The sequence below is a fragment of the Chitinophaga sp. RCC_12 genome (assembly GCF_041360695.1).
Lineage (GTDB): Bacteria > Bacteroidota > Bacteroidia > Chitinophagales > Chitinophagaceae > Chitinophaga.
This window is the reverse complement of the sequence record NZ_JBFUPS010000010.1, coordinates 45,778-67,921: the sequence shown is the minus strand read 5'-3', so window position 1 is coordinate 67,921 and position 22,144 is coordinate 45,778. Positions and strand designations below refer to the sequence as shown.

13 protein-coding genes are annotated in these 22,144 nt (G+C 46.7%); 5 read left to right on the top strand and 8 right to left on the bottom strand.

Annotation, left to right across the window (positions count from 1 at the left end; genetic code table 11):
- The first annotated feature begins 28 nt into the window (after nt 1-28).
- Together AB6805_RS25135 and AB6805_RS25130 are read left to right on the top strand one after the other, a co-directional pair.
- Nucleotides 29-784, top strand: a complete 756-nt coding sequence (locus AB6805_RS25135; RefSeq protein WP_370912204.1) for a DUF4843 domain-containing protein — start codon at nt 29-31, stop codon at nt 782-784.
- A gap of 28 nt (nt 785-812) precedes the next feature.
- Nucleotides 813-2,315, top strand: a complete 1,503-nt coding sequence (locus tag AB6805_RS25130; RefSeq protein WP_370912203.1) for a PKD-like family lipoprotein — start codon at nt 813-815, stop codon at nt 2,313-2,315.
- 67 nt (nt 2,316-2,382) lie between these two features.
- Here AB6805_RS25130 and AB6805_RS25125 read toward each other — a convergent pair whose 3' ends face one another.
- The 4 genes from AB6805_RS25125 to AB6805_RS25110 all read right to left on the bottom strand — a co-directional run bounded on the left by AB6805_RS25125 (nt 2,383) and on the right by AB6805_RS25110 (nt 10,719).
- Nucleotides 2,383-3,474, bottom strand: coding sequence for a sterol desaturase family protein (locus AB6805_RS25125; RefSeq protein WP_370912202.1), 1,092 nt, complete (start codon nt 3,472-3,474; stop codon nt 2,383-2,385).
- A gap of 158 nt (nt 3,475-3,632) precedes the next feature.
- Nucleotides 3,633-5,954: an arylsulfatase gene (locus AB6805_RS25120; RefSeq protein WP_370912201.1), complete on the bottom strand. Its 2,322-nt coding sequence runs from the start codon at nt 5,952-5,954 to the stop codon at nt 3,633-3,635.
- Nucleotides 5,955-5,980: 26 nt separating this feature from the next.
- Nucleotides 5,981-7,477, bottom strand: coding sequence for a SusD/RagB family nutrient-binding outer membrane lipoprotein (locus AB6805_RS25115; protein ID WP_370912200.1), 1,497 nt, complete (start codon nt 7,475-7,477; stop codon nt 5,981-5,983).
- A 20-nt stretch (nt 7,478-7,497) separates the two neighbouring features.
- Nucleotides 7,498-10,719, bottom strand: a complete 3,222-nt coding sequence (locus AB6805_RS25110) for a SusC/RagA family TonB-linked outer membrane protein (protein ID WP_370912199.1) — start codon at nt 10,717-10,719, stop codon at nt 7,498-7,500.
- 465 nt (nt 10,720-11,184) lie between these two features.
- Here AB6805_RS25110 and AB6805_RS25105 point away from each other — a divergent pair, with 465 nt between their 5' ends.
- The 3 genes from AB6805_RS25105 to AB6805_RS25095 all read left to right on the top strand — a co-directional run bounded on the left by AB6805_RS25105 (nt 11,185) and on the right by AB6805_RS25095 (nt 13,537).
- The gene (locus tag AB6805_RS25105; protein ID WP_370912198.1) at nt 11,185-11,754 is read left to right on the top strand and encodes a Crp/Fnr family transcriptional regulator; all 570 of its coding nucleotides are present in this window, start codon (nt 11,185-11,187) and stop codon (nt 11,752-11,754) included.
- An 86-nt stretch (nt 11,755-11,840) separates the two neighbouring features.
- A complete protein-coding gene (locus AB6805_RS25100) occupies nt 11,841-12,806 on the top strand; it encodes an MBL fold metallo-hydrolase (RefSeq protein WP_370912197.1) in 966 nt (321 codons plus the stop codon).
- Between the two features lie 95 nt (nt 12,807-12,901).
- Entirely contained in the window at nt 12,902-13,537 is a 636-nt protein-coding gene (locus tag AB6805_RS25095; RefSeq protein WP_370912196.1) for a class I SAM-dependent methyltransferase, read from the top strand.
- Nucleotides 13,538-13,585: 48 nt separating this feature from the next.
- Here the strand turns inward: AB6805_RS25095 and AB6805_RS25090 are convergent, their stop codons facing one another.
- From AB6805_RS25090 to AB6805_RS25075, 4 genes are read right to left on the bottom strand one after another with little or no spacing between them, the layout of a single operon-like run.
- Nucleotides 13,586-15,031 carry a polysaccharide lyase family 1 protein gene (locus tag AB6805_RS25090; RefSeq protein ID WP_370912195.1) on the bottom strand — a complete coding sequence of 482 codons (1,446 nt, stop codon included), beginning with the start codon at nt 15,029-15,031 and terminating at the stop codon, nt 13,586-13,588.
- A gap of 36 nt (nt 15,032-15,067) precedes the next feature.
- Nucleotides 15,068-16,618 (bottom strand): DUF5123 domain-containing protein, encoded by a 1,551-nt coding sequence (locus tag AB6805_RS25085; protein ID WP_370912194.1) that lies wholly within the window; start codon nt 16,616-16,618, stop codon nt 15,068-15,070.
- Nucleotides 16,619-16,653: 35 nt separating this feature from the next.
- Entirely contained in the window at nt 16,654-18,462 is a 1,809-nt protein-coding gene (locus AB6805_RS25080) for a RagB/SusD family nutrient uptake outer membrane protein (protein ID WP_370912193.1), read from the bottom strand.
- Nucleotides 18,463-18,490: 28 nt separating this feature from the next.
- Nucleotides 18,491-21,970 (bottom strand): TonB-dependent receptor, encoded by a 3,480-nt coding sequence (locus AB6805_RS25075; protein WP_370912192.1) that lies wholly within the window; start codon nt 21,968-21,970, stop codon nt 18,491-18,493.
- Between the last annotated feature and the right edge of the window lie 174 nt (nt 21,971-22,144).

Genomic DNA, 22,144 nt, shown 5'->3' with positions numbered 1-22,144 from the left:
TTAGTCTCAAATGTATCAATGCAATAACATGAAATTCTTTCCAATATACTTCCTTCTCCTCGCCGGCCTGATAACGGGATGCGCTAAAAGTGAACTGCTGCGCTATACGGAAGAAAATAACGTTTTCTTCTCCTACGTCCAGTCAGGTACTAACTATGATACTATCATGATCAATTTTGCCTTCCAGGGGAATAGCACGGAAGACAGCGCCGGGTTTTATGTAAACCTGCTGGGAAAAGTCACCGCTGAAGGCAGGTTGTTCAATATGGCGGCAGACAAAGCCACCACTACCGCGGTGGCAGATAAACATTATCGTTTACCCGTTGCCGATAGCCTGCTTATTCCCGGTAATGCCAATGAAAAACTGGTATCTGTGAAAGTCTTCCGCCCGGCAGACCTGCGTGAAAAAACAGTATCGCTTTTTCTGAAGCTCAGTCCTAACAGCAACTTTCAAACAAACATGAGCGTGATCGACTTTGCAGCGACGAATGTAGTATCTGCCACTAACCTGGAAATTATCATACAGGATATTCTTCCCAAACCAGATTTCTGGGATAACAACACCAGCGCCCTGGGGGTTTATTCACGCAAAAAACTGGAACTGTTCATCGCTAACCAGTCGCTTTCGCTGGCTAAGTTCTACTCCGGCACGCTGTATTCTACGACACAGCTCACCAACTACGCCCGGCAATTCCAGGCGTATCTCAACAGCCAGAAGAGTGCAGGTAAAACAATTACAGAAGAAGATGGAACCGAAATGAAAATGGGATCCGCTGTTCAATAATATTCTTTCATCTTATTCATTTACAAACATGAACACTCATCATCTCAAACCAATACTCATCGTCTTTATTCTTGCACTGCTGCTGCCGGCGTGTATGAAGGATAAAGGTAACTATACCTATACCCCCATCAACAGTATTACTATACAGGGAGTAGATTCTGTATATTTACTGGACTACGGCAACCGCTTGCAGATCAAACCGGTGCTGAAATTTTCAAAAGATGATCACGAAGATACGGCCAACTATACATATAACTGGGTAGCGGATCACCTGGTAGGATACACGATGGACCCTACCATCATTTCTACGGCAAGGAATCTTGATACCGTGATCACGCTTGACTATGGCCTCTATGCGATGTATTACCGCGTTACCGATAAAAGGACCGGCGTATTCACCGACAACTATTTTACACTGAACGTAGGCGCTCCTTCCTATGAAGGATGGATGATGCTGTGTGATATGGAAAATGGTAACAGCCGGCTGGATATGATTTCACATAAAGGCAATACCGATACCTTATACCCCGATATTCTTAAAGAAGTGCACTCTTCTTACAAACCAACGGGCACTCCTGCTTTTATAGCTACCCAGTTCTCAGACATTGGCGGCCCTACCAACGGATCACTCGGCATATTTGTAGCCACCAGCAAAAATGCGGTGCTGCTCGGACTGGACTCACTGGATTATGTACCGGCTTACGACATGAAGAACTTTATGCAGGCGGCGGAACCTGTCAGCGATTGGACAGGCGCCGACATCTCCCTCCGGTTCTACGGCGGTTTACTTTATGTCAACAACAATATATATGGAATAGGCTACAGCTCTATTACCAACCCCGTAAATACGCAGGACGGCGGCACCGCGCTTTTCAAACCGTCGCGCTGGATGAGTCAGAACACATCGGGGCAGTCGATCCTCTTCAATGAAGACACCAAAACCTTTCTGCGCTATCCTGGCTCGGGTACTACCTGTCTCACACTTCCGGCTGGCGACCTATTTAATTTCAGCACGGGCATGGATTTAATATACAGCGCCTTTGCACCTTTCAACAGCGGGGAAGTATTTGCAGTGCTGAAAAACAGCACCACCGGCAAACGGTTCCTGGCGCGCTTCACAACAGCCGGTAAACAGAACTATTATGCAGAAATTACCGGCGATGGCATTGCTGACGCCGAAAACTTTGCCGTGAGTCCTGATCTTGGCTACCTGTTTTATAACGTAGGCGGCAAGGTGTATGAATATGATCATGCTACAAAACGCAGCATCCTGATGCATGATTACGGCAACCGGAAAATTTCACTGATGAAGTTCCAGCCTTTTGCCTCTACATATGCCGGCGCAGCTAATGCAAACTATTATATCGGGCTAAGCAAAAAGTTACTGGTAGCCACCTATACGCAGGGGCAACCCGCGAACTCCGGCACACTTGATATCTATAACGTTCCTGACATCAATGCCTCTTTACAGCTGTATAAATCATATACCGGAATGGGAAAAATTTCCTGCATCGCCTACCGCGAACGGTAACATTTCCAATAAAAGAAACCGCTGCAAAAGATGTTTGCAGCGGTTTCTTTTTGCTATATCCAATACGTTATACTGCTTCTGCGTGTACAATCGCCGCCACAGGCGGCGCTACCACCGGAACCGGTTCTTCTGTTACTTCATCTCCTACCACCGGCCCGTTATGCGCCAGCTCACTGCCTTCTTTCTTCGATTTAAAAATGGGCCATAACAACTGTGCATACCATTCTTCTTCTTTATAATGTTTCAATCCGTAAGCACTCGGATACTGACGGGTAATAATACCGGTACCAAAAATGATGTCCCATATAAAAAACATATTCCCGAAGTTGCCTTTGTAGTTCCCTATGCCATCATCTGTGGTATCTGCATGGTGCGCATGATGCGTGGCCGGCGTTGAAATCAAACGCTCCATGATCCAGCCTATAGGATTGAGCCACCGGATGGTATAAAACGGCTTATCCCATTTTATACTGGAATGCGCCGCGGTAGTAATCAGCGATTTTATACCGCCCACAAAAAGCGCCGGGTAACCAAGACCCAGGTAGGTGAGCGTAACCGTCAGGTAGATCTGCGAAAAAAATGCCGTGTAAATAATATTTTGCCTGCTCGTCATCGCCATACCCATATAAGGCGCGGAATGATGCGTACGGTGAAAGCGCCATAACAGCGGCAACTGGTGATGCAGCCGGTGATACCAGTACTGCGTAAGGTCATCCGCAACAGCCATGATGGCAATGCCCCACCAGAAAGGCACCCAGGCAAACGCATTCTTTGCATCCGGTAAAACAAAAGGCAATAACTTCAGCCCGAAATAAGCAATCATCGGACGCAACACAATTTTCGGAAGTATAAAACATACGATATCCAATGTGCGCTCATTCTTTGTCCACTTATTTTCGTACAGTCCTACCGAAAATTCTATCAACCCTACTACCAGCATAATAGCCGGTAATCCCCACGTTTTAAGGTTATTAAATACCGCATCCAGGAATGCCGGCGCCCGGAAGGAAAGATGCTCGGAAGTGGCGTTCAGCCAAGGTTTGCTGCCACTGATATAAAACGACAGAAACATGAGCCCTATCGGCAATACATATAGCAGTAAACTAATCAGGGAGTCCTTCAGGATCACCTGCGTCTGCGTTTTTGCTGTTGTTGTCATACTTATCTTTTTTATGTGATCAGTGATGTTGATTAAATAAAAAGTGTATCAGCCAGATACTACCGGCAATAATCACCAGTGGTATCAGGAATATCAATATGCCGATGGCAATTTTTTTTGTTATTAAAACAAGATCTGCTAACGTCATAATAGTGCATTTAAAGTGATGGATGTATAATTTCGATATGGTTAAGTTTACCGGTAAAATTGTAAGGCGACTTATACAACGGAGATACTGCGGAACCCTGGTCCCGCCCTACATCCAGCCCTTCATCATAGGGCGAAATAGTAGCATCTGCTTTGCTAATGGCCCGTTCTGCCACCTTTTCATCATTGATATACAGTGCCTCTGTACCCGCCGGATCTGTGAGTTTTAATGCCGGTGTGTACGTCAGTTCATAACGGAGTATAGCCTTTCCCAGCGGGAGCACCTTACCCGAAGTAAGCGAAGTGAGTTGCCCGTTGTTGTTATGCACCGCCTGCAGTTTTCCTCCCTGCACAAAAAAAGTAAACCCTGAAAAACGCCCGCCCGTACTTAATAACACGCCTTCATTCTTTGCATCACTCAACTCCACATCTGCTTTAATGATAAACGATTGCTCTGAAAGAAAGGGAGCGGAACGGGAAGGCACCTGCGTGATACCCGGGTATAATATAGCGCTGTGGCGGCTATCCAGTGGTCCTTTGGTAAGAATAGCCGGTGTGAGACGGGTGGTATCTCCCAGCAAAGGATACACTTTATACTTCCATGCCTCTGTGTCAAAAAGATTTTGCAGCTCTTTCAGCTTCGCCGGGTTGCCTGCGGCCAGGTCATGTTGTTCATTAAAATCTGTATTCAGATTATACAGTTCCCAGGTGTCTGTGGTGAACGGTGTACCCCGTTTGTGGCTCACAGCAGCTTTCCAGCCGTCCTTGTAAATGGCGCGGCCACCGGATATTTCGTAATACTGAACATGATGCCGTTCCGGCGCCTTTTCATTATTGATTGTGTAAGCCAAACTGATGCCCTCCAGCGTATCCTGCGGATAACCATTGATCACCTTCGGTATTTTCAATCCGGCAATTTCCAACACGGTAGGCGTCACGCTGTTTACATGCGAATACTGTGTACGTATGCCTCCTTTCTTGATCAGCTTTGGATAGAAGATCACCAGCGGATTACGGGTACCGCCTTCACTGTTCGCATCCTGCTTAAGATAACGGAAAGGTGTATTCGCCGCCTGCGCCCAGCCCACCGGGTAGTTGGGACCGGATTCCGGGCTTCCTATTTTCTCATATAAACTGTCGATATCCTTTATTCTGCGGTCGTAGTTCTCGGTAAACAAACTGCCGTCGATATACTCATTAATGCCATGCACATGACCGCTGAGTCCTCCTTCCTTGCTGGCGCCGTTATCTCCGATAATGAGTACTATCAGCGTGTTATCCAGTTGTTTGGTATCCCGCAGGTAGTTTACCAGGCGTCCTACTTCATAATCCGTATGGGAAAGAAATCCGGCGTACACTTCAAAGAAGCGGGAAAATACTTTCTTTTCAGTGGGGGAAAGCGACTCCCATGGCTTCACGCCCGGGTTGCGTGGTGGCAGGGTGGCATCCTTTGGCACCAGGCCCAGCGCCTTCTGACGCGCCAGCACCTGCTCGCGGTATACATCCCAGCCGGCGTCAAATTTACCTTTGTACTTATCTATCCAGGCTCTGTCTACCTGGTGGGGCCCATGCGTAGCTCCGGGGGTAAAGTACAGGAAGAAAGGCTTATCGGGTGCAGCGGAGTGCTGCCCGGCGATGTAGGAAATCGCCTTATCTACCAGCACAGTAGTAAGATGTTTCCCCTGCAGATCAGGTTCTACCTTTACCGTGTTTTCCCAGAGCGCCGGCGTATACTGGTCCGTTTCCCCGGCCATGAATCCAAAGAAGGCATCAAACCCGCGACCTGTGGGCCAGCGGTTAAAAGGCCCTGCGGGTGTAAGGTCCGGGCTGGGCGTTACATGCCATTTACCAACGGCATAAGTATTATATCCATCTTCTCTTAATATCTCCGCTACAGTGCCCTTTTCAAACGGCATATAACCGTTATGTCCCGGCAGGTTCACCGCGGCATCAATCACCGTTGGCACATTCACCGAATGATGGTTGCGGCCCGTCAGCAATGAAGCACGCGTAGGCGAGCAGATAGCAGTTGTATGAAAATTCGTATAGCGCAGACCGTTATTAGCTAAACTATCAAAAACGGGTGTTTCCACCAGTCCGCCAAACGCGCTGCTGGCGCCCCATCCCACATCATCCAGCATCACATAAATAATATTGGGGGCGCCCGCCGGGGCAACCGGGTTAAAAGGCGCAGGGGTAATAACCGATTGTGCAAGCGTGGTACCTGGCTTTCCGGCATAGCTTTTCTGCGGGCTGTACTGCGCATAAGCGCCCGATGCAGCGCCCAGCAGCATCAACGAAATAAAGGATCCGGAAGAGGTTGAAAATTTCATGTCTTATTATTTAGTTGGCTGATAGTTTATTTGTCCCACCACAAAGCAGGTGATTGATACCCCGATCCCGCCGGGGTGTTTTTATTCAACGATTGTTCATTCTGCGGGTAAGGAATCCTGCGCGGTATTTGTCCATTCGGATTGGCAACGCTGGTGGCGTTTTTAGCCAGCGGCAACGCAGGATAACCTGTTCTGCGGTAATCCGACCAGGCCTCCGGCTGCAGGAACAATGCAATATACTTTTGGGTGATAATCGTATTCAGATCATTACCGGAATCGCCGCTTAATATAGCCTTCGCCGTTATATATGCCTGTTGCTTCTCCGGTGTGGCATAAGGATCTGCACTATTGCTGATTACCCGTTGAAAAGACGAACGTATCGCCGCTTCCAATGCTGTTTTAGCTAAAGGATCTGCGGGGTTTATCCTCCACCGCGCTTCCGCCTCCAGGAATTTTGCTTCTGCGAAACTGCTGATCACCACCGGTGAAGTAGCGGTTCCATAATAGCTGCCAATCACAGAAAAGGCGCCAGGCACGCCCGGGGCGCTCCCGCGGTAGGTACTGCTGCCCACAGGGTAAGGAGTCGCGAAATAAGCCCGTCTCGGATCTACCAGCAGCCCTTCCGGCTTAGTGGGATCATCTGTTACAGCATTTCCGTTCAACAGGTTTACAAAAGAAGCACCCAGCCCTATCCATCCCGGCCTGTTGGTATTTTGCTGATAGAAAGGATTCGCATTGGTGGTGGATGCACCAAATACCACCAGCGCATCTCCTGAGTTATCGGCGATTCCCCTGTAGCGGGCGCCGTCATACAATGCGCTCAAGGTGGCTTGTGCGGCTGTAGTGCTGTTTATTTTAGTAAGATGTATCGCGAAACGTGCCTTCAAAGTATACGCAAGCGATTTCCACCGCTCTATATTACCGCCGTATATCACATCATCTGTGGCCGGCAACGCGCCCAGGTTACTGGCCGCCGGTAATGAAAGCTCTGCGATAGCGGAATCCAGCTGCTCCTGCAGCGATTTATATATATCCTCCTGCTTGTCATACACAGGGTTGGTGATATTGTTGCCATACAATGATTCTTTATAGGGGATATCTCCAAAAAGATCTGTTAAAGTGCCGTAAGTATATACGCTCAACACCCGCGCAATACCACTGTAATAGGGCAACTGCTGCTGCGTTGCGGTAGTCCGCACAATCTTCAGTTCATCCAGCACCTCTACATAAAAGCCCCGCCAGGTTTGGTTAAAGTACTGGGTCGATGAAGCGTAGTTATCAAAGGACGCGGCATCGCCGTTGGCGCCGGAAGCCTGCTGAATATAAATGTTGGCAATCAACCCGGCATTAACCCCCAGGTTAAAGCCCAGCGCTACTTCTGCGCCGGTTAACACGGCGCTGACGGATACCTCCGTAGAGGCGTTAGGGTTCACATTGGTATCTTCAAGCGAGCAGGATGCCTGCAGGGCTAACATACTCACTGCAATAAATAAACGTCCGATATTAGATGGATATATTCTCATTTTGCTGATTACTTAATGGGTTAAAAAGAAACATTCAATGCCACGCCATAACTTTTTGTGTTGGGCGTTGTCCAGAAGTCGATACCCGCTGCATTCGATAAGCCGTTCCGGCTTCCCAGGTCCGGATCACTGCCGGTGTAATTGGTAGACAACAAAAAGTTCCTGGCGGTCAGCGTAACGCTTGCTGCCGATATGTGGGCCGGCTTCAACAGCTGTGCTGGTAAAGCATACGTAAGATTCACATCTTTGAGCTTTATCCAGTAAAGATCATGCTCCACATAAAGCCCCTGAATATTGAAAGTGTTACGGTACCATGCCTGCGACAGCACCGCTCCAATGGTATTGGGTTCTCCCTTTGAAGCAGTAACGCCATCAAAAACGGTGGTCGTCCCTCTGGCAGCCGTGGAGGCATCCACTCCATTAAATACCATCTGCAACCGCGGTGCATTGAACAGATCAAAGCCAAAGCGGCCATCCAGTAAAAATGAAAAGCTGAAGGAACCATATCTCAGTTCATTACGCAACCCTACGTTAAAATCAGGATTAGGATCTCCGATTTTTGTGAACGTAGTATTTACCAACGGATAACCGTAGCTGGCACTATTGGGATTATCATCGATGATAGGTTTTCCTGCTGCATTACGTTTTACATCGGTACCGTAGAATACGCCATAAGGCTGACCTGCCTGCCCCCTCGCTTCCATCCATATGCCACCAAGACTCACACTGGAAATGTTATCGGCGATATAATTTACACGGCTGATGTTTTTGTTAAACAAAGCGGTGGCTGTCCATGAAAATTTCCGGCCGCTAACGATACGTTGCTGCAAGCTGGCTTCAATTCCTTTGTTAACGATGTTGCCCGCATTGGTAAGCGTGTAGGCGGCACCGGTAGAATAAGGCAACGTAACCGGTATGATCTGGTCTTTACTGCTGTTGTAATAATAAACTCCTTCCAGTTGTGTTTTATCATGGAAGAAATGCAGATCCACGCCTGCTTCCCAGGTGCTGATGCGCTCCGGTTTAAGATTGGGGTTGCCGATAGTAGCGCTGTAACTGAGTCCCTGTTTGCCGTTGAACGGAAAACTGATCCCGCTCTGTATCCATCCGCCACTGGTAGTAGGTACATAATAGGTTTCAAGAGAATAAGGATCTGCATCATTACCTACCTGCGCGTAAGTGGCGCGTATCTTACCAAAATTCAGGATACTGTTATTCAGGTGAAGCGCATCTGTAAAAATAAAACTGGTACTGGCGGAAGGATAAAAGAAAGCATTTTTACCTTTGGCCAGCGTGGAAGTCCACTCGTTCCTGCCGGTCAGCTCCAGGTATAACCATTTCCTGTAGTCCAGCTTTACATCTGCATATCCGGCCACCAGTTTCCGCCGGATAGTTTGATTAAATGTTTGGGTAGATGATGCATTGGCGATATTAAAATTGCCCGGGATTGTTAACCCATCGCCACGTGTATTTACCTGGTTCTTCCAGGAATTATAATAGTTGTATCCTGCTACTACGGTAAGGTCCAGGTCTTTATTTAGTTTCCGGTCTGCCACCAGTAAAACATCCAGGTTATTGTCTCTCCTGGAATAATTTACGTCGTTGATGGTACCGGTACCTACGCCGGAGGTACCGCGACTAAAAGCGCCTTTCCTCACATCGGTATAGTTGTCGATGCCATAACGCGCGGTGGCTTTTAACCAGCTCGTAATATCCAGGCTGGCTTCTGCAAAGGTAATGAAGCGGTTCAGCTCATCGGTTTGCGGATTCATATTGAGCGACCAATACGGATTATCCCAGCCAATACCATTCGCGTACGAACGGCTGTCGCCCCACGGCTTGCTGGTAGTAGCCGGCAGCTTATAGGATTCAGGATGCTCCCATGGTTCGGAGTAACCATTGGTGATGTCAAAGTTTGCCGGGGAATTGATCAGCGCACGAACAACGTTGGTATTAAACCCTCCCATCAGGGCCCTGTTACCGGCGCCATCTTTGATGTAATTGAGGCCACCGGATACTTTCAGCCGGTCGTTAACGGTATAGTCACCGTTAAAACGGAAAGTATGCCGGAAGAAATCTGTTGTCGGAATAATACCTGTCTGTTTCAGGTTTCCATATGAAAAATAATACCCGGCATTTCCTGTATTTCCATAAAAGCTGATGTTATGATCGTTCGTATAGCCGTTAACGAAAAACTGCCCGATATTATCATACCTGTTCACCGGTATACCATTGGAGAGCGGGGAACTTCTGCCTACTATCGTACCATTCTTATCAAAATTGCTGGGTTGTGAGCTGTAAGTGAGTGTATCCAGCAATGCGCCCCAGTTTTCGTCGGAGCCTGTAGTGCCGGGTTTCACATATTGCCCGCCGATGCCATTGGAAAAACTGGTTTGCCGTGGCTGCATACGGCGGTTTATTTTATCAACCGTAAATGATCCGCTGTAGCTCACCCCAAAAGATTTATCTGTAAGGGAACTACCTCTTTTTGTATTGATCACTACGGCGCCGTTCGATGCCCTGATGCCATACAATGCAGCCGCAGCGGGGCCTTTCAAAACGGTTATGCTGGCAATGTCTGCACTGTTAATATCAATGCCCCTGTTGGATGGCGTAGCTAGTGAAACACTGTTTGATACGGGAAGAATATCCTGGATAGAATTATCTACAGGTACACCATCTAAAATAAATAACGGGGCATTGTTCCCGAGCAGGGAACTGTTTCCCCTGATTTTTATAGTAGATGATCCACCGGGAGAGCCACCGGAATTATTGATCTGCACCCCAGCTACCTTTCCGCTGAGCGCTGCCACTATATTAGGTTCGCGGCTGTCTTTCAATGCCGCGGCCTTTACTTCTCCCACACTGTAACCAAGTGATCGCGTGGCACTCCTGATGCCTACGGCCGTTACCACTACTTCAGATAATGCCTGCTGTTGTTCCAGCTTCACTACTTTGTTCAGGTCATCTTTTGTAATCAATACTTCCTGCGATTGATACCCGATAAAGGTAACGATGATGGTTTGCGGTAATTTCAACAGGCTTAGCTGGTAGATGCCGGTAGCATCTGCGAGCGTGCCTGTAGCGCTGCCTTTGATGCGCACGGATGCACCCGGTAGTGCTTCCTGTGTTTTATTATCAATCACTTTTCCTTTTAACAGCACAGGAGCCTGTGAATAAATGCTGGTAGTAAAGAATACCAAGGCAGCACTCAATAGTGTCTTTCGTAAATATTTGAACATACAAAGGGGAATTAGATGTTGGAAGAATGGGACAATACATGGCCATGATGACCACGCCAGGTGTCATTTAAATAATCGGATGTGCCAATCGGAAAGCCCTAACAACAACAGCAACACACGGATGTCACTGTATCCGCGTAAAATTTCCTGTTGCCTCTATTGTTGTACAATAGCTGATTCATTGTTGAAATGTTTATTAAACTGGTTGATCAGGTCGCCTCTGTAAGGCAACTTCAATAAAGAACACTAATTCAGATTTGCTTTGTATGGTGGGGACAAAGACTTTGGTGGTGGTAAATTCTATTAGTCTACTATTATTGTAGACAAATATACAACCGGGTTTTGGAAAACGCAAGCATCGAACAAAAAAAGTTTTCGGAGATGCGGATTTCCTGCACTGGCAGGGCATTTCACGGCTACAGAAAAAACTCACCTGAGGAATAGGGCTATTCTTTACTTTTGATTATGGTACATCCATTAAGAACGCATATAGAAACCGTCTGTAAGCTGACGGACGAAGAATTTGAATACATTTTATCACACTTTACTCCACTGAAGCTCAAAAAGCACAAATCACTGGTCAGAGAGGGCGATTGGGTGAAACATGAATATTTTGTACTAAAGGGATGCCTGCGGTCTTATATTACGGACGCTGATTCGGGCAAGGAATTTACTTATCAGTTCGCGGCAGAGAACTGGTGGATATCGGAGCGGGAAGCTTTTTTAAAACAAACAGCGGCGACTACGGCTATCGACTGTATAGAGGATTGTGAGCTGCTGGGATTGAGTTATGAAAACCGGGAAAAATTAGGCCGGGAGATGTGGAAGTATGAACATTATGTAGCAGTAAAAACAAGCCTTGGATATGTGGCATTGCAAAAACGGCTGCAGTTAATGATTATGGGCAGTACAAAAGAAAGGTTTGAAAATTTCGTGAAACAATATCCGAACTTGTATAGCCGGGTGCCCAAAGCCGTAATAGCTTCCTACCTGGGCGTTTCAAGAGAAACCATAAGTCGTTTATACCGCAAATAATGGCAGATTTGTCACATTTTTAAAGTGATAAATGCCCTCCTGCATCGAAAATAAATAGGGGAATTTTGTAGAATAATTTTATAAAAATGAAAGTTCTACATGTATTTTCCCTCAGAGGGATATTCGTATTATTGCTGCTGTTAAACGGTTTACTTGCTGTAAGATCGCAACCGGCAGCGCCTAAACTGCCGGCCCAGCCCGGGTTTTACTCCATGCAGTTAGGCGATTTCCAGGTAATTGCATTGTCCGATGGAACGATTCCTTTAAACCTTAACGGGCTGTTGCATGAAACCCGGAAGGGTGAGGTGCAGGAGCTGCTTCATCAAAACTACCTTGACACCACTGTTGAAACCTCCATCACAGCTTACCTCGTGAGGAAGGACAATCAACTGATTTTAATCGATGCAGGATGTGGCAGCTTCCTCGGACCAACCCTGGGGAAATTAAAGACCAGCCTTCTTGCTGCGGGTTTTCATGTGGAAGATATCAGTGCCATATTGATTACACATCTTCATGCGGATCACGTTGGCGGACTTATAGACGGCGATAAAATCATGTTTCCTAACGCCACTATCTATATCAGCAAGCCGGAAGCGGCGTTCTGGTTAACATCTTTCAATAAACAAACCGCCAATAAAAGAGCGCAGCCTTTCTTCGACCCGGCACAGGCGGCTCTCACGCCGTATCAAAAAGCAGGTATGGTAAAGGTGTATGATCCGGGCACATCAATTTTTCCAGGTATTTCGTCTATCAACACACCCGGCCATACTCCCGGTCACAGTTGCTATGCACTGGAAAGTAAAGGACAAAAGCTCGTTTTCTGGGGAGATGTTATTCATGCAGGCGCAGTTCAATTCGCCGATCCTTCGGTAACTATTGATTTTGATGTTGACTTATCCGCTGCAGCTGAAATGCGCCGGGAAACTTTTGAAGATGCAGCTAAAAATGGCTACTGGATCGCGGCGCCGCATCTTTCCTTCCCTGGAATTGGGCATTTGCGCAGTAATGCACAGCATTATCAATGGCTGCCCGTCAATTATTCCATTAATTAATTAGTTTTTAACAGCGTAAAGCAATTATCCAGCAATGCAACAATGTTGCACTACTGGATAATTGCTTATCTTTATCCTCAAAAAGCTGGTTTATCATGGAAGATTTCTGGGAATCGAGTTTTATTGAAAAGCAGGAGATGTGGGGGTTTGAGCCATCCGAATCTGCCATTTCAGCGAAGGAATTTTTTATACAGGAAGGTATCAAAGATATACTGATCCCTGGTATCGGATATGGCAGGAATGCCAAGTTATTTGTAGACAACGGTATTAAAGTAACGGGGATTGAAATCTCCAAAACAGCTATTGATCTGGCAAGAAGCCATTATGGAGATCAAATGAAAATCTATCATGGTTCAGTAACCGCCATGCCGTTTGATCAGCACTTATATGAGGGCATCTTTAGCTATGGATTAATTTATTTATTGGATAGCGAAGAACGGGAAAAGTTTATCCGTGATTGTTACAATCAATTGCAGCCGGGCGGATACCTCTTCTTTTCAGTTATTTCAAAAAAGTCTCCTAACTATGGAATGGGTACACAAATAGGCAAAGACCGTTTCGAAGCAACGAAAGGAGCCCAAATATTTTTCTATGACGATGAATCCGTAAAAGAAGAATTCGGGAAATATGGATTGGTAGATTTCTTTGAAATTGACGAACCCAATAAAATGATGCCGGACAAACCTGCCTTCCGGTTTATCATTATAAAATGTAAAAAAGCGCGCGCTTAAAGAAAAGCCCCGTCCTGAAAATACAGGGCGGGGGCAGTAACTAACCTGTTATATCGGCGCCGTAAGACTGTTCAGGTAATTTTCCAGGTTGGTATAACCATTGGCAGCATATCCGTTGCGATCGGCCGCATCATTGGGATTAAAGCCATTAGCCGTTTCATAACTGTCGGGCATCCCGTCATGATCGCTGTCGGCAGGCGCGGGCAAAGACGTTAACGCTGGCCAGGCATTTACGGTTTGACTGTATGGTGTTCCATGAGGATAACCACCCTGCACATCAATGATACCACCGGTTCTGTTGCGCACATCATTTACTATTCGCTGGTCAAGCGTATCACGGCCCGGTAGCGAACAACCTGCACGCTGTAATACCGATTCAAAAGCATCTACTGCTGGTTCCGTATTCACCGCATAACCATGATTAAACGGTGTGGACACCAGTACCTGGGCAGGGTTACTGGTGCTAACTCCCGCGGTGTTATCAGCGGTGTTACCCGGCGAGCCATCTACATAATTCCCATTCACATACCATTTCCCAAAGGTAACGGTGGCACTGTTACTGGGATTGCATATGCGGTATTTTACCCCGCTTCCCGTATTGGGACCATACTTATAATAGTTATTGACGACGTTATAGTTTCCACCCTCTCCACCGTACACCGTGTTGATCCCCCAATTGTAAAGCACATTATTCCGGAAGTCTACATTCTCTATTCCTATGGTAGAAGGTGTATAAGTGCTGATACCGGCAAAGCGTGGATTACGGTTGCGGCAATGCGCTATCAGGTTGTGATGCATACTCCCTCTCTTCGCACCCCATATACCACCATAACCATGACGCTCATAATCGGTATCTCCCGTTTCAAAATGGTAGGAATAATTCAGCGGCTCGGAGATCATGCACCATTGAATAGTGAGGTTGTCGCCACGGTAAATAGTCAGCGCTTCATCGTTGCTCCAGCTGGCGGTGACGTGATCAACAATAATGTTGCTGGGACCCGTGCCGCCAAAAGCATCATCACCGCCACTGCCGTCTACCGGGTTACCATTTGCATCCAGTTTCTGCTGATGCTTATCGCCCAAACGGAAACGCATATATCGAATGATAACATTGTCGCCGCTGATATGCACGGAGTGATCCGCCACACAAATCCCGTCACCCGGCGCTGTTTGCCCTGCTATAGTCGTATTGGCTTTTATACTGAGACCGGAATTGAGATGGATGGTACCCGAAATACGGAACACCACGGTGCGGTAAGTAGCGGGCGCTGTTAAAGCGTAACGCAGACTGCCCACTGAACCGTCGTCCAGCAGATTGGTTACTTCAAAAACGGTGGTAGGCGCTGTGGCCGTGCCCCGTCCCCCTGTGGTAAACATGCCTGCTCCTTCCGCCCCGGGGAAGGCTGGCTGCTGCGCATACAAAACAGGCGTCCTGAATAAAGACAGCAATACTAGCAGGCAACTTGCCAGCGGCTTGATTCTGATATACAACATATAACGGGTTTGCTGTTTTCAAATTGACGAAAAAATTTATCTCCACCTGGGATCGCCGGTACTGTTCCGGCCAGGATATGCATTATCTGCAATTTTGAAATCGCCAATACCAGGCGCCTGCCACAATTGTAGCGCCGGTCGGGTATAGGTGATGATATTGGGAAAATCATTGCCGGCCGATAAATGATCGGACGTACGATAGTTATTACTGGCCCCAATCACAGTGCCGGCGCCCGCCCTCACATCTTTGACGGTAATAGCGCCTTTGCTGTCTTTCCCAATCCCGAAAATGCAATTGCTTACCGTAATTCCATTGGTCACCTCATTGGCATTATAATCAACATAATAATTTTTGCTGTTACCCAGCGGCGCCTCACTAAAGGTGCAATCCGATATGCGTACCGCAGCGGAGCCTTGCGCGCTGGCAATCACGCCCTCTACTTTGTAAATAGTGCTGTTGGTGATGGAAATATTATTGATCCTGCTGGAGGCCCCGATATTCAATACAAAATAATTGCCTATACTGTCGATGATACAATTGTCGATAACAAAATCGTTGACATTAGTGGTACCCGATTGAAGCCGCACTATGCCCCGGAATATTTCTGCGCGGCTGTTAACGAATTTTATCTTTCCCACAGTAGCGCTGTTACTATTGTTAAATACATAGCGTCCACTGTAATTATCCCCCAACATATAAATGTCATTAAATTCAAGAGAATCAATTACCGTCCCCGCTTCAAAATTGAAATTGCTGGTAAAGAAAATCTTCGCCTGTGTAGTGTTGGAGAGGTCGGGAGCGCTCATAATAACAATCGATTTATTAAGGCTGATGGTGGAAGAGATATTATAGGTTTCCCCTCTTTTCAGCAACACCGTGCTGCCGGAAGGAATCAGCGGCAACGTATCAGCCAATACACCGGGTCGTCCGGTGATGGCGGTTAAGTCTACAACAGTACCGGAAAACGGCGCTTTGGTAGTAAAATCCGCATATCCTCTTTCTTCGTTGCCACTATACAGGAATACAATGTACCGGGTAGAAGCTTCCAGGCCTTCGGCCACTTTGAACTCGTTCACCAGGTCCCCGGCAGTTAACGCAACAGTTGATACCAGGGCATTATCAGCAGCCTTCACAATTTTTATGGACGTTACGGCAGCACCTTTTGTTGTCCAGCGTACCCGCACCGAATTATACGTGATATCGTCGATACCCGGCACTTTCAATATGGACGACAAGGTTTTAACAGCGCCCAGATCAGACCATTTTGAATTCAGCAATGTATCAGCAGCAATGGCCTTTACCCGTACCTGGTACAATTGGTTGAACAATAATTTTTTCACGACGGCTGCATTCGTATCTAATGACAACGATAAATCGGTAGTCCGGAACGTATCCCGGCTTAGTTCCAATGCATAAGCAGCAGCGCCCGCAATTTTTTGCCAGGATGCAACAACCGTGTTGGAATCGGCGGTTAACTCACCGGCAATCACTGGTCTGAATAACCTCGATGGCGTAGTGTCGTCTTTCTTTTTGCAGGATATATAAATACAGGAAGTTATTGCAAGAATGACAGAAATCTTTTTCATAAATTGACTTATTTCCCCGGAAAAAAATGTGCTAATTAATAACCATATTCATTCTTCAACGTACCCAAACTGTTCGATATCACAGAACTGTGTAGAGGCAGAACATAGCGTGGCGGCGTATTTCCTGTATTATCACTATATCCTCTCCATTGCCACAGCGTATAATTCGCAGGGCCATCGGTGGTTGTATTCCACAGGTTGCGCATCCAGTTTATTTTGATATTGTACTCAGCCGGAACAACACCGTATACTCTCTGAAACCGGTTTAAGAAGGAAAGGGTTTTGTCGCTGTTCCGTTTTGCATACAGGTAGTCGGCAAGATGGCTGTATATACCAACGCCTGCTATTGCGTCCTGTCCCATCTGGTTCAGCACTTTCCTGGTTTCGGCAATTTGTTTCCCGTACAGGTTCCATCTTACCAGGTCAAACTTCCGTACCATTTCACCGCCCAGTTCCCAGGCCCGTTCATTCACAATCGCATTAAAAAATGATTGCTTGCTTCCGCCAACGGCAGTAATATAAGTTTCTACTTTATCACCCCACAACGCAGGTGGAAATGCGCGCTGGCGAACCTTACGCAAGGCATCCTTTGCATCGCCGGTAGGACCATACAGTTCATTCTCGCTTTCTGCCAGCATTAACAGCACATCAGCATAACGCATCAGCGGCCAGTTAATACTCGTACCTTTTGATGATGATGGCCCCAGCGGCGTAGGCACCAGCATACGGTTCCATTTGTTTATAGTGATAGAAGTAGGCCCTGTGGATACCTGTGCCAATGTATCGTTATAAGCAATGATGGAACAGGTGGCAGCAAGCCGGAGGTCGGTTGTATCAAATGAGTAATAATAAGTAGGCGTAAGGCTCATTTGAATGGTGCTAGCGCCAAATGAATGATAATTGATTCCATTCGTCACACCTACGCCCACGCACCAGCCAACATCCCCAAAACCGGGAGCATAAGCCACCTCGTACAGTATGTCACTGTTTAACGGTTTAATGTATTTGTTCTCATTCATAAATACAGTAGCAAAATCGGTTAACATCCTGGGCTTCATGCTTACTAATTTTTTACTGTAGGTATTAGCTATCTTATAATATTCCTGGTAATCAGCCTTCCGTTTCATGGTCATATCTGGATAAAGCCAGTAACCACCACGGATAAGCGACAGCCGGGCAATTAAACCCATCGCAAACTCCCGGTTAATGCGTTCAATGCCATTATCCAGCTGATCAGCCCATTGCATTTTTGATTCAATGCCTATCAGGTCGTTGATCAAAAAAGTCAGGATAGAATCCCGTCCCATCTTGGGCAGGTAAAAGTTATCCCCGGCGCGGGATGGTTTGATACTAAAAGGCACATCTCCCCAGTGATGCATCAATAACATATACCAATAAGCCCGCAAGACTTTTACTTCTCCCAGCAAATTGAGATACGTCGCATTTGTTGGATCTTTTACCAGGGAAATGGTGGTTAATCCATGTTCACATTCGTTGGCTTTATTGATAGCGCTATACGCGTTGTTCCAAACGGTGAGCAGGTCGTTGTTGGAAGTAGTAGCTTCAAATGACCACAGGTCACGGCGCGCGCCATCGGGCGAAGCACTTACCGAATTCCCTACTTCCACGTCGGTATTACCGGCAAAAAGTGTGGACACACGCGATGTAAACGCATCCTGGTTAAACATCGCATATACCATGTTCACTGTTTTCGTGGCGTCCGGCTCGGAGCCAAAAACATATTCTTCAGAAAATCTGGAAGCAGAATCAGATGTGAGATATTTCTTGCAGGAAACAAGCAGCAGAAATAATATAACGGTGGAAAAATATAAAGAACGTTTCATTGCTTTTTTATTAATGTCATACTAAAAGTCAGAAGGTTACATTTACGCCCACAGTATACGAGCGGCTTTTGGGAAAGCCCGAGTAGTCTACTCCCGGCACCAGCTGATTATAACCATTGCTCCTTGTAGTGCTTACTTCCGGATCGTATCCGCTGTATTTTGTCCATACAAATGCATTGTACACCGTTGCGTATATTCTGCACCTCGTCATGTAAGCGTTGGAAATTATTTTTTTGGGTAAAGAATATCCCAATGACAGTGTATTTAAACGCAGGAAAGATCCATCTTCCACAGCCCCTGAATGGAAATAAGGCGATGCAGTACCCATTGAAAAGGGCGACCAGGTTTTAGGATTAGGATTCAATGCTGCAAGCTCTTTCAGATCTGTCACCAGGTTACCCTGCGCATCAATATAGTGGAAGCGGTTGTCGTAGCTGGAAGTGCTCAACATGCTTCCATAAGTGGTTCTGTAAAGCATGTTGAAAGAAATTTTGCCGGTGTTATAAACGTCATTACCGTACACCCAGTTAAAAATAGCCGACAGGTCAAACCCCTTATAAGTAGCATTCAATCCGAAACCGCCGGTAGCCTTTGGCAATGCGCTGCCGATAACGGTACGGTCACTGGCATCAATAACGCCGTTGCCATCAAGGTCTTTTAACTTCAGTACACCCGGCCGCAAACTGATCCCGCCCAGGTCCTGCTGAGCGGCGCCTTCCTTCACGATGTATTTCCTGGCTACCGGATCGTAAGAACTGAAATCATCAACGGTATACATCCCGTTCTCCACATATCCATACATCAAACCGATGGTGCGGCCAACCATCAACCTGTAATCGTCAATGCCTTTCAGATCGGTACCGGCCCAGTTAGAGTTGAACGACCGCTCGTCTACTCCATCCAGTTTATCAATTCTTGCACGATTGATGCCGATATTAAAATTGGCGCTTAACCGGAACGCTTTCTTATTGATGATATCAGCGTTCAGCGCCAGTTCAATACCGCGGTTAGAGGTTTGTCCTATGTTTCGTTGCTGCGTGGAAAAGCCCGTCGTTTGTGGAATGGCAGATTGCACCAGCAGGTCTTTAGTGGTGTTGTGGTAAAAGTCGAGCGTTGCCGATATCTTATTATTGAAAAGATCGAAATCGAAACCTACGTTACGGGTAACGGTAGTTTCCCATTTAACATCCGGGTTTGTTAACTGTGAGCTGGCATAGGTGTAATACGGATTGGGTATGTCGCCAGCGCCATAAGGACGGTTACTGCTCGGTGCAAATAAAAGTCGCCACTGATCAGACGCGATATTGTTGTTACCTACAATACCGTAGCTGGCCCTGAACTTCAGGTCAGAAACAAATTTTACGTTGTTCATGAATTCTTCCGAAGAAATACGCCACGCAAAAGAGGCAGCAGGAAATATCCCCCACTGTTTTCCAGGCGCAAAACGTGTTGAACCATCATAACGCGCCGTTACATTCAGAATATATTTTTCATCGAGCTGGTAAATGGCGCGGCCGAAAAATGAAGCGGTTTTGTCCGGAGCAATTTCCGTTGTGCTGTGGATATCCTGTGTGCCAAGGCCCATTGTGGCAAACAGCTTCTCAGGCGTAATATCCATACTAAAATACTTCGCCCGGTTATATTCTTCAAAACCTTTTCCTCTTGACAGTATCTCCTGCCCTACCAACAAATTCAGGTTGTGGCGGGAACCTTTTTCCCATTGATAATTAAGGGTATTTGTCAGGCGATAATCCTGCAACCGTGTTTGCGTGATTTCTCCCAATGGCAGGTTGCCGCCTTCGTTCCTGGCGGTACCGGTTAAAGGTCCGTAGTAACGGCGGTTCTCTGAAAAAGTCATTCCTAAACTATATTCAGAACGGTAGGTAATATTTTTGGTGATCAACCAGGAAGCGCCGGCATTCACGTTAAAAATGCGGCTGGTACGCTTGCGGTAATCCTGTGTGGATAATTCCAAAGGATTTATCAGGTTGCTCAAAAACTGTTCATAGTCATCACTGCTGCCGGGATCAATAATAATCATATCGGCAATTCCATTTACAGGACGCGTGGTGATACCATCTCCGATGCGGAAGCTGGCGCCCCCGGCCGAACCCGCGCCATTTATAACCGGATGCGTATAGCGCATGGATATATCGAGCTTCAGGGCTTTGGAAATATCATGATTCAATTTAAAGTTCAGATAATTGCGTAAATAGTTGTTACTGGAAATTAAACCTGATTCTTTATTGTAAGTGTAGTTCACGGAAAATTTTGTGTGGTCATTTCCACCCGTCAGGCTGATATTATGCTGTTGGGAGAAAGCAGGGCTGCCATACAGTTCGTCCTGCCAGTCGGTTCCTTTCTGGGATTTGTAGATGTCCAGGTCATCGTAAACACCGAAGTATTTGGTGAAATTATCAACGTCGCTCTGGCTTCTCAGCCTTGCATACTCATATTGCGCAAGTACAAATTCGTACGGGGAAAGCACTTCCAGTTTACGTGGCAACTGCCTCGCCTGGGCAAAGCCGTTATAGGAAATAGTAGATTTACCGCCCTTGGCACTTTTCGTGGTAACAATTACAACGCCGTTAGCACCTGCTGCGCCATATATGGCAGCGGTGGCCGCATCTTTCAGGATATCGATACTGGCTATGTCAGATGGCGCAATGTCATTAATATTATTCACCCTGAATCCATCCACAATAAACAAAGGATCGTTACTGCCGGTAATAGAACCCCCACCGCGGACACGTATTACAATCTCCGCACCGGGTTGGCCATCAACCGTAGTAACCTGTACACCAGGCAGCCGCCCGGTAAGCGCCTCCGCAACATTGGCTACCGGCGCTTTTTCCAGCTGTGCCCCGCTGATGGAGGATACTGTGCCGGTTAGGTTCTTTCGTTTTATACTCTGGTATCCGATTACCACCACTTCATTCATGTTCTTATTCTCTTCCTGGAGCATAATAATGATAGGCGACTTGCCGGTAGCAACAATTTCTTTCGACTGGTAACCAACATAAGAAACATACAGTCTCGCATCTGACCGGGAAACATTCATAGTGAAGTTCCCGGCTTCATTACTTAACGCTTTATTAGTAGTCCCTTTTTCTACTATCGTAGCGCCGGGAAGCGGCTCCTTATTGCTGCCGGTTATGGTGCCGCTTATGGGGATAGCCGTACCGCCGCGGGAAGGTGATGCCTCCTTAGCAGGCAGCTTTTCTGATACCACAATAGTTTTTTCCACAATGGAATAAGTGAATGGCAATTGTGAAAAGCAAAGTGCTAACGCCTGCTCAAGCGTGGCGTTGCCAACAACAACCGTCACCTTGTTTGCATTATTGAGTAGGCCGTCAACATAAAAGAAGGCATAACCCGTTTGACGGGTTATCTCCCGGAATACTTTCTCAACCGGGGCGTTTTTTTCATTCAGGATAATTCCCTGTGCACAGATGTTAGCGCCCGCCTGCAGGTAAATCATCACCAGCAAGGCAAAGGTTAGTTTCATAACTTTCTGGAATTTATCGCCGGCACCGGGACATAACGGGGCGGCGGGAAAGCATTTCTTTAACGATGCTTTTCCAAAGACAATCGATGACATAATTTATTCCTCTTTTGGTTGAAGAAAATAGTGGTGCTACATTTTTTTACCTCAAAATTTTTCTGGTATTCAGGACTTCGT

What these genes read in the sequence shown, in the direction of transcription:
- AB6805_RS25125 (WP_370912202.1), bottom strand. Translation starts at nt 3,474, where the DNA reads ATGACAACAACAGCAAAAACGCAGACGCAGGTGATCCTGAAGGACTCC.
- AB6805_RS25115 (WP_370912200.1), bottom strand. Translation starts at nt 7,477, where the DNA reads ATGAGAATATATCCATCTAATATCGGACGTTTATTTATTGCAGTGAGT.
- AB6805_RS25120 (WP_370912201.1), bottom strand. Translation starts at nt 5,954, where the DNA reads ATGAAATTTTCAACCTCTTCCGGATCCTTTATTTCGTTGATGCTGCTG.
- AB6805_RS25130 (WP_370912203.1), top strand. Translation starts at nt 813, where the DNA reads ATGAACACTCATCATCTCAAACCAATACTCATCGTCTTTATTCTTGCA.
- AB6805_RS25110 (WP_370912199.1), bottom strand. Translation starts at nt 10,719, where the DNA reads ATGTTCAAATATTTACGAAAGACACTATTGAGTGCTGCCTTGGTATTC.
- AB6805_RS25100 (WP_370912197.1), top strand. Translation starts at nt 11,841, where the DNA reads ATGAAAGTTCTACATGTATTTTCCCTCAGAGGGATATTCGTATTATTG.
- AB6805_RS25080 (WP_370912193.1), bottom strand. Translation starts at nt 18,462, where the DNA reads ATGAAACGTTCTTTATATTTTTCCACCGTTATATTATTTCTGCTGCTT.
- AB6805_RS25095 (WP_370912196.1), top strand. Translation starts at nt 12,902, where the DNA reads ATGGAAGATTTCTGGGAATCGAGTTTTATTGAAAAGCAGGAGATGTGG.
- AB6805_RS25085 (WP_370912194.1), bottom strand. Translation starts at nt 16,618, where the DNA reads ATGAAAAAGATTTCTGTCATTCTTGCAATAACTTCCTGTATTTATATA.
- AB6805_RS25135 (WP_370912204.1), top strand. Translation starts at nt 29, where the DNA reads ATGAAATTCTTTCCAATATACTTCCTTCTCCTCGCCGGCCTGATAACG.
- AB6805_RS25075 (WP_370912192.1), bottom strand. Translation starts at nt 21,970, where the DNA reads ATGAAACTAACCTTTGCCTTGCTGGTGATGATTTACCTGCAGGCGGGC.
- AB6805_RS25105 (WP_370912198.1), top strand. Translation starts at nt 11,185, where the DNA reads ATGGTACATCCATTAAGAACGCATATAGAAACCGTCTGTAAGCTGACG.
- AB6805_RS25090 (WP_370912195.1), bottom strand. Translation starts at nt 15,031, where the DNA reads ATGTTGTATATCAGAATCAAGCCGCTGGCAAGTTGCCTGCTAGTATTG.